The sequence below is a fragment of the Neptunomonas sp. ABH4_499 genome (assembly GCF_056160565.1).
In genome coordinates this window covers 31,409-45,338 of sequence record NZ_JBSWXK010000011.1, presented here as the reverse complement: position 1 = coordinate 45,338, position 13,930 = coordinate 31,409, and the positions used below count along the sequence as shown (strand labels likewise).

The following is a 13,930-nucleotide window of genomic DNA, read 5'->3' as shown; positions in this document are numbered from 1 at the left end:
CTTTTCTTTCAAGCCCTATCAGGTTTTCTGAACCTGACTGAACTCCAATTCGACTGGCGTTGATCGACCGAAGATCATTACAGCCACCTTCAAGCGACTCTTTTCATAATCAACTTCTTCAACCACACCATCAAAATCTGCAAATGGACCATCAGCAACACGAACCATTTCGCCCGGCTCAAACACCGTCTTCGGCTTCGGTTTATCACCAACGCTTTGAACACGAGACAACATATCTGTTGCTTCACGCGGCGTCATTGGCGCTGGCTTATCAGCTGTACCGCCAATAAAGCCTAACACTCGATCGGTATACTTAACCAAGTGCCACGTTTCGTCGTTCATTTCCATTTCGACAAACACGTAACCTGGGTAAAACTTACGCTCAGACTTACGCTTCTTACCGTCTTTGATTTCAACCACTTCTTCGGTTGGAACCAGGATCTGGCCGAACATATCTTCCAGACCATTTAATACAATGCGCTCTTCGAGAGAGGACTTAACACGCTTCTCGTAGTTAGAGTGAGCATGAATGACGTACCAGTTTTTAGACATGCCCTTTCTCCTAACCGATTACGCTGGAGACAATCCACGCTAACAGCGAATCCAATCCCCAGAGAAATAATCCAATAAGCAAAACAACCACAACAACCATACCCGTTGTCTGCAGCGTTTCCTGACGCGTTGGCCATACTACACGGCGGATCTCATTTTTCGCTTCTTTAAAAAGCGTAAAGAACGCCTTACCTTTTGCCGTCTGCAGCGCAACAAAACCCGCCACAACTGCCAACGCCAACAAGGCTAATACTCGGTACAACAAAGATTCTTCTGAGTACAGCGAGTTACCAACGACACCAACTGCTACCAGCAGTACTACGACAAGCCATTTAAGACCGTCGAGCTTAGATCCTTCAGATGTTGTAACTTTAGAACTCACGCTTAATAGCCTCGGCTTATCTAAGCTTTCGCTTTGAATGCCACTTTACTTGAGAGATCGACCTAATCGATTTGTAAAGTGGCAGGCCAGGAGGGACTCGAACCCCCAACCTGCGGTTTTGGAGACCGCTGCTCTGCCAATTGAGCCACTGGCCTGTAGAAATCAGGGATGCATACTATATAAGCACCCCTGTTCGATTGCAACACCTTATTGCAATACTTTCATCACTTACGCGATGATTTTAGATACAACACCTGCACCTACGGTACGACCACCTTCACGAATCGCGAAACGCAGACCTTCGTCCATCGCGATCGGAGCGATCAAAGTAACAACCATCTTAACGTTGTCACCCGGCATTACCATTTCAACGCCTTCTGGCAGTTCGCAAGAACCGGTTACGTCAGTTGTACGAAAGTAGAACTGTGGACGGTAACCTTTGAAGAATGGAGTGTGACGACCACCTTCATCTTTGCTCAGTACGTATACTTCACATTCGAAGTTAGTGTGCGGATTGATAGTACCCGGCTTAGCCAATACTTGACCACGCTCAACGTCGTCACGCTTAGTACCACGCAGCAGCGCACCAACGTTCTCACCTGCACGACCTTCGTCAAGCAGCTTACGGAACATCTCAACACCAGTACAAGTTGTCTTCGTAGTATCTTTGATACCAACGATTTCAATCTCTTCACCAACTTTGATGATACCGCGCTCTACACGACCCGTTACTACAGTACCACGGCCAGAGATAGAGAATACGTCCTCGATAGGCATCAGGAATGGCTGATCGATCGCACGTACTGGCTCAGGGATGTAAGAATCCAGAGCTTCAACCAACGCTTTAACCGCTGTTGTACCCAGCTCGTTCTCGTCTTCGCCGTTCAGTGCCATCAAAGCAGAACCGCAGATGATTGGAGTGTCGTCGCCTGGGAAGTCGTAAGTGTCTAGCAACTCACGGATTTCCATTTCTACCAGCTCACGCATCTCAGCGTATTCTTCAGAGTCAACACCGCCACAATCTTCAGCCAGCAGGTCAGCTTTGTTCAAGAATACTACGATGTAAGGTACACCTACCTGACGAGAAAGCAGGATGTGCTCACGAGTCTGCGGCATAGGACCATCAGTCGCACCACATACCAGGATCGCGCCGTCCATCTGAGCAGCACCAGTGATCATGTTCTTAACGTAGTCAGCGTGCCCTGGGCAGTCGACGTGCGCGTAGTGACGAGTGTTTGATTCGTACTCTACGTGTGAAGTAGAGATTGTGATACCACGCTCACGCTCTTCAGGTGCCTTATCGATACCGTCGAAAGCTACCGCTTCACCACCGAATACTTCAGCGCATACGCGAGTCAGAGCTGCTGTCAGAGTTGTTTTACCGTGGTCAACGTGGCCGATTGTACCTACGTTAACGTGCGGCAGATTACGTTCAAAAGATGATTTTGCCATCGTTAAATTCCTAAACGGTCATTTGTGAATCACAAATACAACAAAGGGCAGACATATTACTACATCTACCCTTCACAAACTGGAGCTCAAGAGCGGATTTGAACCGCCGACCTCACCCTTACCAAGGGTGTGCTCTACCCCTGAGCTACTTGAGCATAACATAAGCTTTTCAGCTTTAAACTTTCAGAGTCGCTACCAAAGATTTATCCATGATAACTACCACACTCTGGAGCGGGTAGCGGGAATCGAACCCGCCTCTTCAGCTTGGAAGGCTGAGGTAATAGCCACTATACCATACCCGCACTACCGAGCAGTGATGGTGGTGGGGGGTGGATTCGAACCACCGAAGCTTGCGCGTCAGATTTACAGTCTGATCCCTTTGGCCACTCGGGAACCCCACCTCATCGGTTACTTCGTGGTGCCGGCACCAAGAGTCGAACTCGGGACCTACTGATTACAAGTCAGTTGCTCTACCAACTGAGCTATACCGGCTTAACGAAGTGGCGCACATATTAATGATCGAACTTTCAGTATGCAACCCCTTCACACACTTTTTTTCAATTTTTACAGATGGATAGCGCTCTTTGATCAATCGATGAACAGCATCGTTCGTTTTCTGATCAAAACGATGCCCTAAAGCGATTTGATAGTCCTTATGCTTGGCATTGGGTAGACGCAATATCGGCTGAAACGCCTGCTCTACCAAAAAATCCGATAAAGCTTGTTGATCTTGCTCTCGCTCAATCCCTATTAATAGCCAGCACGACTTTTTTGTAGCCTGCTTATTACCAGAAGCCCCATCCGTTCGACCCACAACTTGGTCCGGATCGGTCAAGCCCACCTCCGAGACCAACTTTATGCGCTGAATCGCGGCATTTTGCTCGGCATTTTCATTTTGGGTCGATGCGGATTGCCCGGAGATCACATAAAAGAGCAACCCATTCGCAAGCGCGAGAAAAACAATGATCCACTTGGTCATTGTTTTTCTGCCCATAGAAGACCATCTAAAACCAAATCAGGGATCAGCAAAGAGCCTGGGATATCTTTGTGCAGTAGATCCCCATCACCACCGGTAATGTAAATTTGATATCCCGATTGGCCGGCCAACTCATGCCCAAGTGCACTTAATAAGAAGCGCGTGCCATTGTTCACACACGCGCCGGTGCTTTTGCCAGGTTTAAGCTGCTCCTGATCGGTCTCGTCGTAGCGAACATAAGCGGTGTTCCGTAACAGTGTGGCACGCATCATTTGAAGGCCCGGTAAAATATACCCCCCTTCATGACGCCCAACGCTGTCCAGATAATCCACGGTAATGGCACTGCCACAATCGACAATGATAGCAGGCGCTTCATCCTGACACCGTGCCGCAAGCATCGCCAGCCAACGATCCACGCCCATTCGCTCGGGGTCGGAGTAGCTGTTGGTGACGCCTGAGGCCACTTGCGTGGTTTTAGCAAACTTAGGGGTGACTCCAAAGCTTCGTAAGATGCGCTCTGCCAAGGCATCATTGAATTGATCCCCCGCGACCGAGCCGATCCAAATTTCGCGCAGCGTCTCTGGGTAGTTTTGGGATTCCAGCTGAATCCACTCATCGAAAAACTTTTCTTTCAGCAATCGAAGCGTCGCGGACTGGTATCCATCCCCCACCCAGCGCCATTTTATAAAGGTATTGCCTGCATCAATCTCAAGCCGCATGTGTGCCTCGCAAACTAACCTCACCGGCGTAAAACGCTTCTTTCCCGTTGGCATGTTCAATCACAAGCGCACCGTGATCATCGACACCCAAACAAACCCCGGTAATTTCCTGCTGAGCAGAGCTCAGCGTCACCGTCTGACCTTGGTGAGCATGCAGGCTTTGCCATTCACCTTTAAAAGGAGCAAACCCTTGCTCGGCAAACAACTTTAACGTGGGGACTAAGTGATTAAGCACAGTTGCCATTAATTGATTACGCGAGACCGATCGGCCCACTAAGCGGGTGAGATCCGTCCACGGTTGTGTGATATGCTCCTCTGCTTCATCAGGCATCTGAACGTTCACACCGACACCGATCACGACCTGACACTCGCCAGACGCATCACCTTGCATCTCGAGCAGAATACCGGCCAGTTTCTTTTGATTGGCTAACAGGTCATTCGGCCATTTGAGGGCAACTTGATCCAAACCAAGGTCGGTTAATGCACGATGAAGCGCGACACCCACCACAAGACTTAGCCCTTCAAGCCCAGCGGCACCTGCGGCAAAAGACCAAACCAAGGAAAAGTACAGATTACGCCCAAACGGGCTAACCCATGTACGACCACGACGCCCTTTACCGGCCGTTTGATATTCGGCCAAATACAGTTGCCCAGAGCTTGCGCCAGCCTGAAGTTCGCGCATCGCTTGGAGGTTGGTTGAGTCCAATACACGGTGCACTTCAATTTTTTGAAGATCACCCACGACCGATTGACTGCACGCGTTGGCGATTCGCTCTTCGCATAAGAGCTCCAAACCACCCGGGATGCGATAACCACGCCCCCGTATGCTGTACACCTCGACCCCCAAAGACTCTAGGGTTTTCATCTGCTTCCAGACCGCACTTCGGCTAACACCCAGCAAGGCACCCAACTCTTGACCCGAATGGAATTGCCCATCGGCCAGCGCGGTTAATAAACGCTCATCCAGCATGCGCTTATCCTCGCTCGTATACGATGAAGCTGTAGTCGTAAGGGTTAGGCTCTTGCGCGCTGTAATCTTCGCGTCCAAGCTCGCGCCACTGTTCGAGCGAAAACTCAGGGAAGTGCGCGTCGCCCTCTACCTCAGCGTGTACTTGGGTGATGTAGAGTCGGTCCGCTTTTGGCAGAGCCAACGCGTAAATTTGTGCGCCACCGATGACCATGACCTCGTCGCCGCCATTAATCTCGACCAGACTTTCTGCAAGCGAGATCGCCTCCTCTAAAGAAGCCACCACACCGACACCCTCTGGCGCGTATTCGGCTTGTCGACTGATCACGATGTTTGGACGTCCGGGCAGTGGTCGACCGATGGATTCGTAGGTCTTTCGCCCCATTATGATGGGTTTCCCCAGCGTGACCTTTTTGAAGTATTTAAGATCGTTCGGTAAGTACCAAGGCAGGGCATTGTTGCGCCCTATGACGCGATTTTGCGCTTGGGCCACAATCAAAGAAACCTTCATGGGGAGCATCTCTCTTTGGCAAACGCAGCATTGTCGAAACCCAAACAATGCCGCAAAACATGTGTCGTTTTATTAACCAGCTGTCATTCTGGGGATGGCAAGTGTACACCATAGCGGTGGATCAGTGCACCGTACAGACCATACATGGGTCAAAAGATCGAATGATGTGTTGTACTGAGATAGGCTCTTTTTCGCCTTGACGGATCAGTGCCCCCACCAAAGCTTGCTCCAGCGCCCCAGGAACGGCCTGCTCATCACGCGGGGAAAAATTCCACGTGGTAGGCGCTATAATCTGGTAATGCGTGATTTTTCCGCCCTTGAGCTTTAACCAATGCCCTAACGAACCGCGCGCGGCTTCAATCATGGCAACGCCCTCACCTTCATCACAAACTGACGCGTGATCACAAAACGGGGCGTTCACATCAAGGTGGCGTATCCAGTTTTCCATCTCAGGTACGATGTAGGCCAACTCCAACAAACGCGAGACGACTCGACTGCGCACGTTCGCCCCCTCTTTCTGGAGCAGATCCAGCACCAGAGGATGACCTTGATTGACCCAGCGCGCCATCGCGCCAACCTCAACCACTTGATGCGCAAAACGCGGTGCCTTACACCAGCTGTAGGCGTCGGTTTGATCAATCGTCGGGGCCGCTAGCTGCGCGCGAGGGTCGGATGGATGCACAGGTAACGAAACACCGTCCATCCAAGTGAAGGCGATCTCTTCGGTAATCGACTCAGGCGAGAGCGGGTAATGCTCACCTTGAACGCTAAAACCTGCTTTGAATGAGGCCTGCTGCGTGATCGGATTATCGTAGTTGCCGTAGCTGACAAAACGGTCGGTAGCACGGCCTAAGGTGCACAGTGACAAGGCATCGGCGATGTGCAGAAACTGACGAAGATCCCCCGAGGTTTCGGCGTGCTGCCATTGCATTAACGCTTCCCGAGAGTCGATCGCTAAGATCGCCTCTAACGAGTCACCAAATAAGGTGCGCTCCAGAAACGCCCTAAAGCTTCGCACGATGGTCAACAAACGAATGCGCTCTTGCGCTTCGATGGGTCGAGCACTGCCACCGGGCTGCAGACTCAACGTATGAGGCCACTTCCCAGCCATGATGCCCAAAAGGTGCAAAAACTCTGCACGTGCCGGCAAAACCTCTTTGGCTGCGTTGCCTTTGATCGCCTTAAATCGCGCTTGCGCCCCCAAGAACCACGGCTCGTTTTGGTACACATCGCGGGCAAAGTCCGGCATGAAAAACAGGTAAAAGTGTGTGAGTAGATCCGTCAGACTCTCGGTGGCCAGCATCAAGTTATGACACAGCTGACCGTTGGGGGTTGGCGTAATCCCCATCGCTGAACCAAGGGCTTTGGCCGCAGCCGTGGATTGACTCACTGAGCAGATACCGCAGATGCGGGGTGTGTATACCAGCGCATCCATCGCTGACTTGCCCACCAGCATTCGCTCAAACCCACGGTACAACGGCGAGTTCACACGGGCGGAGACCACTTGATCCTGCTCAGATTCCAGTGTGATCTCAAGATCCCCCTCGACTCGATTGAACGGGCCTAACAGAGTGCGACTCATCGGATACTGCTCTCCACTTCGATCAGAAGACGTATTGTGCCATTAACGTTTGCGCCGCGTACTTTTGAGCGTCGGCGGGTAGATCAACTGCTCCGATACGGCATTTTGTTTTAGACGCTCGGGGGTGGCCGCTTTGGACAAGGACGCCAGCGCGACAAACCACGCCTTGGGCATATCGGTTGGCAACCCGACCGGAATACCCGCAATCTTCGGGGTCTGCATAAACGCGTGTCCGGGCTCTTCAAACTCTGGGGCGGTGCAGTTGATACAGGCATAGCCGCCACTGGTGCACGAGCCAAAACCGTTCCAATCCCGCACATTGCAGTCGGCGTGCGCTTGGGTGCCTAAACAGCCCATGTGCTCCATCATACAACCGCGATCACCGGGTTGCTCGGCACTGGCTTTGTACTCGTAGTATTCGTTTCGATGACAACCGTGATGCACAAGGTGATCGGCATAACTGCGCGGTCGACCAAGCGGGTCGGCCAATTTAGGCTGCCACTCATCCATGGCCAGCGTGCTCAAGGTTTCGGTGATCCAATCAGGATGCGTTGGGCAGCCTGCAATGTTAATGACCTGATCTCCACTTCGCGAGCGATAACCATCGCCCAGTAAGCCACCTGGCAACTCGCCATCGTATTGAAGCCCGGTAGCCTCCACCTCATTAAGGCCTGCGGCTGTCATTCCGCCATACGCAGAGCAGCTCCCGACCGCTACCGTGTAACGTGCTTTTGCCGCAAGGGCTTGCACCCAATCGATCATCGGACGCCCTGTGCCGCCCAACAGATGAAAACGCCCGGTGCCATTGGGGCCCATCATCATGGAGCCCTCAATGCAGAGCACATCCAGCGCCTGCTCACCTTGCTCGATAGCGGTCAGCAGTTCAATTACCTCGGAGCCTGTGGCTTCACTTAAGGAGGGGTGCCATAGGAGCTCAATCCCCATCGCGTCAAGATGCGTGAGTAGATCCGGCCCTTCGGCGTTTAAGAGGGACATGGTGCAACCACCACAACCGCCCGACTGTAACCACAGCACTCGCATTATGCGCCCCCCGTTTGACTCTGATTAAGGTTTGGCGCTGCCGCGGGGATGATTAAACAAGCTTCCACACCCGATTCGCCTTCGTGTTCCGCTCGGTTTTTGATGGTTAATACGCCGTGGTGCTGCGCCACAATCCCATAGCTGATCGAAAGCCCAAGACCGGTGCCTTGCCCCACCGGTTTGGTGGTGAAGAAGGGATCAAAAAGCTTATCCATATTGGCTTGATCCACCCCCGTGCCGGTATCTTTGATGCACAGGTGCACCCCACCAAAGAGCGCGGTGTCGGGCTGATCTTCCTGTGGGGCTTTTGCGCTGTGGAACACCTTAACGATTAAGGCGGGATGCGCACTTTGCTGCATCGCATCCACTGCATTTTGAATCAGATTAACAACGACTTGATGGATTTGCCCCGCATGACCCACCGCCCAAAGCTGATCGGGTAGGTCGAGGTCCTTTTGGATTGAGACTTTGGATTCTTTGACGATCCAGTGCAGGGCTGTTTTTACGACATGCACCACATCAAATGGCGCTTTGGCTGACTCTTGAGTGGACGAGAATTGACGAAGGTCGTTGACGATCTCCCGCACCCGATCCGCGCCTTCTTTGGTGCCCTCAACCAAGGAGTTGAGATCGCGAACGGCTTTATCCAGCCGCATGGACTCCCTAAGCTCACGCAGGGATTCTCGTGATTGGCCTTCTTGGATCGCATCAAAGTAGTGAATCAGTCGAGTCGTATAGCGCTCAAGCGCGTGCATGTTGCCGTAGACAAAGCTGATAGGATTGTTCAGTTCATGTGCCACACCGGCCACTAAGCGGCCCAAAGACGCCATTTTCTCAGCTTGGATCAAGCGCTCTTGCGCAAGCTTTAGCTCGGCGTGGGCATCGTTGAGTTCTTTATAGGCTTTTTGCAGCTCACCCAGTGGGCGGCCCACCAGCACTAAACCGATCAGGCGCTGGCGGTGATCCAGCCGTGCAGAGACATTGAACGAGAGCGGCACGACCTCTTTTGCGCCTTGCAGCATCACCTCGACATCGCGCTGCACGCCACGTTTGACCTGTTCGATGCAGGTGGTAAACCGGTCGATATCGCTTGGGATGATCCAATGCTCTAAGCGCGAACCAATCAGGGCGCTTTGCTCCACACCCAACAGGGTTTCTAGGGCGCGGTTGACTTGTTCTATCTGGCCGGACAGATCCACCGCGAGCAAGGCATCGTGCATGGCGTGTCGAATGCTGTCGGTAAAGCGGGTGGCGTCTTCTAGGGCTTGGTTTTTCTCTTCGATCTCGACCTGACTTTGCACAAGCTCGGCGTACGCTTCGTCCAATTTTTGGATGACACTCAGCCAAGCTTCATCCTCCATCGGTTGTGCGTCCTCTTCGATCACGCGCAACTCATCCACCGAGTCGGTCGATTGCGCGATACGTGTACGAAGTGGAGACTGATCTTTCACCTGACCCTCTAACTGGTTACGCCCTTTCCATTGCGTTCTGTTCAGCACAGCAAAGACACCGATCTTACGCTTAGTGCGGTGCGGTTTTCGCCACAACATACCGCGATGGCACCGCATTTGCTATCTCTGAGTCTTGCTTAATCACCCAATGAATATCCCAAAGGCCGAGCGTTCGGCCTTTTTCGATAAGCGTTCAAGCACTAAGCCTGTATCGCAGGCTACATCACCCCACCTCGGCCGGGACTTTCCCGGCCATTTTTTTACCGCGCTGTAGGCTTAACAGATACGGGGCAGCTGCTCGCCCACCAACGTATCTAGGATGCGCTCGCTACCAAACGCGGTTTGCATCACAACCCGACCCGCGACACCTTCGGTGACTTCACCGATGATGGCCGCTTCCTTCCCAGCTGGGTGCGCGTGCATGGCCGCTAATACCGCTTTGGCATGGGACTTTGGCACTACCGCCACTAACTTCCCTTCGTTGGCAAAATAGAGCGCATCCAACCCCAGAATTTCGCACACACCGCGCACCGACTCCCGTACTGGCACCGCCTCCTCAAACAGAGTGATCGATACACCGGAGGATTCAGCAAACTCATTCACCACCGTTGCTACGCCCCCACGGGAGGCATCGCGCATCGCGTGAACATCCTCACACTCGGCTAACATGCTTTGTACCAAGTCGTGCAATGGCTGACAGTCGGTTTCTAGTGCAACATCTAAGGCCAGATCCCCTCGGGCATTTAATATGGCCGCGCCGTGATCACCAATCCAGCCATTGACTATGATTTGATCGCCGACTTCACAGCGGTGCGCCGATATCTCGACCCCTTTGGGAATCACGCCAATGCCTGTGGTGTTGATAAAGATCTTATCGCCCTTGCCTGCAGGGACAACCTTGGTATCGCCCGTAACAATCCGAACGCCCGCCTCATCGGCCGCACGTTTCATCGAGGCGACGATGCGGCGAAGCTGATCCACCTGCAGCCCTTCCTCTAAAATCATCGCGCAGCTTAAATACTTGGGAATGGCACCGCTGACCGCCAGATCATTCACCGTGCCATTCACCGCTAAGGTGCCGATATCCCCCCCTGGGAACTCAATCGGATCCACCACGTAACTGTCGGTGGTGAAAGCCAAGCGATCCCCTTGAGGTTTGAAGCCATCCAGTGAGAATCGCGCTTGATCCTCTAGGGCGTTGAGGTCTTCGTTATCAAAAGCTTCGACAAAGACGGATTCGATCAAATCCCGCATCGCTTTACCACCCGCCCCATGGGCAAGCGTAATGGTTTGTTCTTTTAAGGTACGTTGTGTGCTCATAGTGCCGTTGCCTCGATCCGTTGTACGCTGCGACGCTCCGGTTTACCGTAGTTGTAGTACGCCGAACACGCCCCCTCGGCCGAGACCATCAACGCGCCGATGGGGGTTTGCGGTGTGCAGGTTTGACCAAACGCATCGCACTGCCACGGTTTTTTCTGCCCTTTTAACACCTCGCCGCAGTGGCAGGCTTCTGGGTCGGCCACATGCGCGGCGGTATAAGCAAAGGCGCGCTCGGCATCAAAGGCTGCGTACGCTTGGGTGATCTGTACGCCTGAGTGCTCGATCTCACCAAGGCCGCGCCACTCAAAGGTTTCACGCAGCTCAAACACATCTTGAACCGCGGTCAGTGCGGGGTTATTGCCACCGCTTTGAACAATGCGTGTGTACTGGTTTTCGATGGTACAGCGCTGATCGCGCATCTGTTCCAGCAACATCAACAAGGCTTGCAGCACATCCAATGGCTCAAAGCCTGCGATCACCAATGGGCGCTGATACCGCTCGGCAATGAAGCGATAAGGCGCCTCGCCAATGATCATGCTAACGTGCCCAGGGCCTAGGAAACCGTCGATTTTAAGATCCGGATCATCCAAGATCGCCTGCAAGGTCGGGATGATGGTGATGTGGTTACAGAAAAGATAAAAGTTACTGATCCCTTCCCGTTTGGCTTGCTGGAGGGTCAGTGCCGTACTTGGCATGGTGGTCTCAAACCCCAATCCAAAGAACACCACGCGTTTATCGGGGTTTTGCCGTGCCAGTGCCAGCGCATCCATCGGCGAGTAGACCATGCGGATGTCCGCCCCTTCAGCTTTGGCCTGTAACAGGCTTTTACGAGAGCCAGGCACACGCATCGCATCGCCAAAGGTTGTGAAGATCACATTGGGTTGTTCAGCAATCGCTACACAATCATCCACACGCCCCATCGGCAATACACACACCGGGCAACCCGGGCCATGCACCCATTCGATCTCTTTCGGGAGCAAGGACTCAAGGCCGTAGCGGAAAATAGCGTGGGTATGACCGCCGCACACCTCCATGATTTGCAGAGGGCGCTCTTTAGCAAGCGGGATCGATTCCACCACGGAGTGGATCTTTTCGATGATGGCTTTGGCCGCGACCGGGTCGCGAAACTCATCAACGTATCGCATCGAAGGCTTCATACGGTGACTCCTGTCGGCGCAGAACCGAAGGCGTCTAGTTCTTCGTCCAGCTCGTTTAGCTCATGCAGTAACGCCAAGGTGCGTGCCGCTTCCGCCTCGTCGATTTGGCTCATGGCAAAGCCGACATGGATCAGCACCCAGCTGCCAATTAGGCTCTGCAGTGGTTTATCCACAGGCGCAACGCAGGTGATATTGACTTCACGGCGCACGCCGGAGACTTCTGCAATCGCCATAGCCGGGTCGGATAAAGACAGCTCTACAATCTGGCCGGGGATTCCCAAACACATTTGTTGCTACTCCCGTGTGTTCTTGTCGTGGTTCTTATTGATTCAGTGCGCTTGGCTTGGGCTTGAGTCCAGTACAGGCTCTAGTTCGTATCGCTCTAACTTTGAGCGAAGTCCAACGCGCGATAATCCAAGCTCTTGCGCGGCTCGGCTTTTGTTCCAACGGTGACGAATCAAGGTCTCGCGCAGAATGCGCTTTTCCAGTAACTCGACCCGATCTTTCAAGGAGCCCTCAAGATCACACAGGCGATCATCGACGATCTCACTTTCATCGGTGGGTTCAGCACGCAAAATGCGAGGGCTCAGCAAATGAGAGGTCAGCTCATCACTGTCGGCCATCACCACCATTTTGCGCACTTCGTTTTGCAGTTCACGGACGTTTCCGGGCCACGGATAGCGCTGCATACACAGCAAGGTCTCGCGGTGGATGCGCTCAATCGGCTTATCAAAATCGCTACAGGCACGCGCTAAAAACGCGTTGGCCAGTACAGGGATATCCACCGCACGCTTATTCAACGCGGGGATTTCTAACGTAACTTCGGCTAACCGGAAATACAGATCCTGACGGAAACGCCCTGCGCGGACCTCCGCTTCTAGGTCACGGTTGGTCGATGCCACCACGCGCACATTCACCGGTCGGCGTTGATGATCCCCCAGGCGGCGCACCTCGCGCTCTTGAAGGACGCGCAGTAACTTCACTTGAAACGCAGGCGAGATATCGCCGATCTCATCCAGAAAGATGGTGCCGCCATCGGCTTGTTCGAACAAACCGCGGTGATCAGTAACCGCCCCCGTAAACGAGCCTTTTTTGTGACCAAACAGCTCCGAGGCCAGCAGTTCATCGGGCATGGCACCGCAGTTTTCCACAACAAACGGCTGATCTTTTCGAAGGCTGTTGTAATGAAGGGCACGGGCAAACAGCTCTTTACCGGCACCTGAAGGGCCTGTGATCAGCACCGATACATCGTACGGGGCGATTTGACCGGCTTGCTCGCACACCGCATTAAGCGGGCTGTTAACCGCGCGTTGGATCTCTTCTATCTGGAAGGCTTTTTTCAACTGCTCCTTTTTCCGCACGACGCTTTGTTCGGCTTGCGTCTCAGTCAGGCGCATCTCCATCGAGAGCTGATCATTTTGCTGCTGCAACGTGACCATGCGGCTGGCACTTCGGATGATCATCAATAAATTATCCGGGTGCCAAGGCTTGGTCACGTATTGCAAAATACCAGCTTCGTTCAGCCCTTTGATGATGTCGTTGGAGTCGGTGTAACCGGATAAGATCAGTCGGGCGATGTGCGGCCAGCGCTCGCGCACTTCGGTCAAGAGATCAACACCGGTACGATCCGGCATACGCTGATCACACAGCATGACATTCACTTCGTGCGCCTCAAGAAGGCTTAATGCCTGATCCGCATTAGCGGCGGTCAAGACATCAAACTCTTCATCAAGGGTACGCTCAAGTGTCTCTAAAGAGCGCACCTCATCATCAACGCACAATACCGTCGGGCGCTGCATCGCGTTCATCAACCAGACTCC

General features: G+C 53.1%; 13 protein-coding genes and 5 tRNA genes. All 18 read right to left on the bottom strand.

Going from position 1 to position 13,930, the window contains the following annotated elements:
• Positions 1–18: 18 nt before the first annotated feature.
• Positions 19–552, bottom strand: coding sequence for a transcription termination/antitermination protein NusG (gene nusG / locus ACXAF9_RS12440; protein ID WP_475074622.1), 534 nt, complete (start codon positions 550–552; stop codon positions 19–21).
• A gap of 10 nt (positions 553–562) precedes the next feature.
• On the bottom strand, positions 563–934 hold the full coding sequence (gene secE, locus ACXAF9_RS12435; RefSeq protein WP_475074620.1) for a preprotein translocase subunit SecE: 372 nt from the start codon (positions 932–934) through the stop codon (positions 563–565).
• A 79-nt stretch (positions 935–1,013) separates the two neighbouring features.
• Positions 1,014–1,089, bottom strand: a tRNA-Trp gene (locus ACXAF9_RS12430).
• A gap of 73 nt (positions 1,090–1,162) precedes the next feature.
• On the bottom strand, positions 1,163–2,386 hold the full coding sequence (gene tuf / locus ACXAF9_RS12425) for an elongation factor Tu (RefSeq protein ID WP_475074619.1): 1,224 nt from the start codon (positions 2,384–2,386) through the stop codon (positions 1,163–1,165).
• Between the two features lie 80 nt (positions 2,387–2,466).
• Positions 2,467–2,541: transfer RNA gene (locus tag ACXAF9_RS12420), tRNA-Thr, on the bottom strand.
• Positions 2,542–2,613: 72 nt separating this feature from the next.
• Positions 2,614–2,688: transfer RNA gene (locus tag ACXAF9_RS12415), tRNA-Gly, on the bottom strand.
• Between the two features lie 15 nt (positions 2,689–2,703).
• Positions 2,704–2,787: transfer RNA gene (locus ACXAF9_RS12410), tRNA-Tyr, on the bottom strand.
• Positions 2,788–2,802: 15 nt separating this feature from the next.
• Positions 2,803–2,878, bottom strand: a tRNA-Thr gene (locus ACXAF9_RS12405).
• A 483-nt stretch (positions 2,879–3,361) separates the two neighbouring features.
• Positions 3,362–4,081, bottom strand: coding sequence for a type III pantothenate kinase (locus ACXAF9_RS12400; protein WP_475074617.1), 720 nt, complete (start codon positions 4,079–4,081; stop codon positions 3,362–3,364).
• Positions 4,071–5,051, bottom strand: coding sequence for a bifunctional biotin--[acetyl-CoA-carboxylase] ligase/biotin operon repressor BirA (gene birA, locus ACXAF9_RS12395; RefSeq protein ID WP_475074615.1), 981 nt, complete (start codon positions 5,049–5,051; stop codon positions 4,071–4,073). Before birA ends, ACXAF9_RS12400 begins: the two co-directional genes overlap by 11 nt.
• A 4-nt stretch (positions 5,052–5,055) precedes the next feature.
• A complete protein-coding gene (gene folA, locus ACXAF9_RS12390; RefSeq protein WP_475074614.1) occupies positions 5,056–5,559 on the bottom strand; it encodes a type 3 dihydrofolate reductase in 504 nt (167 codons plus the stop codon).
• Between the two features lie 121 nt (positions 5,560–5,680).
• Positions 5,681–7,141, bottom strand: a complete 1,461-nt coding sequence (locus ACXAF9_RS12385; RefSeq protein ID WP_475074612.1) for a nickel-dependent hydrogenase large subunit — start codon at positions 7,139–7,141, stop codon at positions 5,681–5,683.
• A 42-nt stretch (positions 7,142–7,183) separates the two neighbouring features.
• On the bottom strand, positions 7,184–8,182 hold the full coding sequence (locus ACXAF9_RS12380) for an NADH-quinone oxidoreductase subunit B family protein (protein WP_475074610.1): 999 nt from the start codon (positions 8,180–8,182) through the stop codon (positions 7,184–7,186).
• Positions 8,182–9,732, bottom strand: a complete 1,551-nt coding sequence (locus ACXAF9_RS12375) for a sensor histidine kinase (RefSeq protein WP_475074609.1) — start codon at positions 9,730–9,732, stop codon at positions 8,182–8,184. The genes ACXAF9_RS12380 and ACXAF9_RS12375 overlap by 1 nt, the downstream gene beginning before the upstream one ends.
• A 177-nt stretch (positions 9,733–9,909) precedes the next feature.
• Positions 9,910–10,953 (bottom strand): hydrogenase expression/formation protein HypE, encoded by a 1,044-nt coding sequence (hypE, locus tag ACXAF9_RS12370; protein ID WP_475074608.1) that lies wholly within the window; start codon positions 10,951–10,953, stop codon positions 9,910–9,912.
• The gene (hypD, locus tag ACXAF9_RS12365; protein ID WP_475074606.1) at positions 10,950–12,110 is read right to left on the bottom strand and encodes a hydrogenase formation protein HypD; all 1,161 of its coding nucleotides are present in this window, start codon (positions 12,108–12,110) and stop codon (positions 10,950–10,952) included. Before hypD ends, hypE begins: the two co-directional genes overlap by 4 nt.
• On the bottom strand, positions 12,107–12,397 hold the full coding sequence (locus ACXAF9_RS12360; protein WP_475074604.1) for a HypC/HybG/HupF family hydrogenase formation chaperone: 291 nt from the start codon (positions 12,395–12,397) through the stop codon (positions 12,107–12,109). The genes hypD and ACXAF9_RS12360 overlap by 4 nt, the downstream gene beginning before the upstream one ends.
• 42 nt (positions 12,398–12,439) lie before the next feature.
• Positions 12,440–13,918: a sigma-54-dependent transcriptional regulator gene (locus ACXAF9_RS12355; protein ID WP_475074601.1), complete on the bottom strand. Its 1,479-nt coding sequence runs from the start codon at positions 13,916–13,918 to the stop codon at positions 12,440–12,442.
• Positions 13,919–13,930: the final 12 nt, after the last annotated feature.

Coding starts and splice junctions, on each gene's coding strand:
- nusG (WP_475074622.1), bottom strand. CDS start 552: ATGTCTAAAAACTGGTACGTCATTCATGCTCACTCTAACTACGAGAAG.
- tuf (WP_475074619.1), bottom strand. CDS start 2,386: ATGGCAAAATCATCTTTTGAACGTAATCTGCCGCACGTTAACGTAGGT.
- ACXAF9_RS12400 (WP_475074617.1), bottom strand. CDS start 4,081: ATGCGGCTTGAGATTGATGCAGGCAATACCTTTATAAAATGGCGCTGG.
- birA (WP_475074615.1), bottom strand. CDS start 5,051: ATGCTGGATGAGCGTTTATTAACCGCGCTGGCCGATGGGCAATTCCAT.
- folA (WP_475074614.1), bottom strand. CDS start 5,559: ATGAAGGTTTCTTTGATTGTGGCCCAAGCGCAAAATCGCGTCATAGGG.
- ACXAF9_RS12385 (WP_475074612.1), bottom strand. CDS start 7,141: ATGAGTCGCACTCTGTTAGGCCCGTTCAATCGAGTCGAGGGGGATCTT.
- ACXAF9_RS12380 (WP_475074610.1), bottom strand. CDS start 8,182: ATGCGAGTGCTGTGGTTACAGTCGGGCGGTTGTGGTGGTTGCACCATG.
- ACXAF9_RS12375 (WP_475074609.1), bottom strand. CDS start 9,732: ATGTTGTGGCGAAAACCGCACCGCACTAAGCGTAAGATCGGTGTCTTT.
- hypE (WP_475074608.1), bottom strand. CDS start 10,953: ATGAGCACACAACGTACCTTAAAAGAACAAACCATTACGCTTGCCCAT.
- hypD (WP_475074606.1), bottom strand. CDS start 12,110: ATGAAGCCTTCGATGCGATACGTTGATGAGTTTCGCGACCCGGTCGCG.
- ACXAF9_RS12360 (WP_475074604.1), bottom strand. CDS start 12,397: ATGTGTTTGGGAATCCCCGGCCAGATTGTAGAGCTGTCTTTATCCGAC.
- ACXAF9_RS12355 (WP_475074601.1), bottom strand. CDS start 13,918: ATGAACGCGATGCAGCGCCCGACGGTATTGTGCGTTGATGATGAGGTG.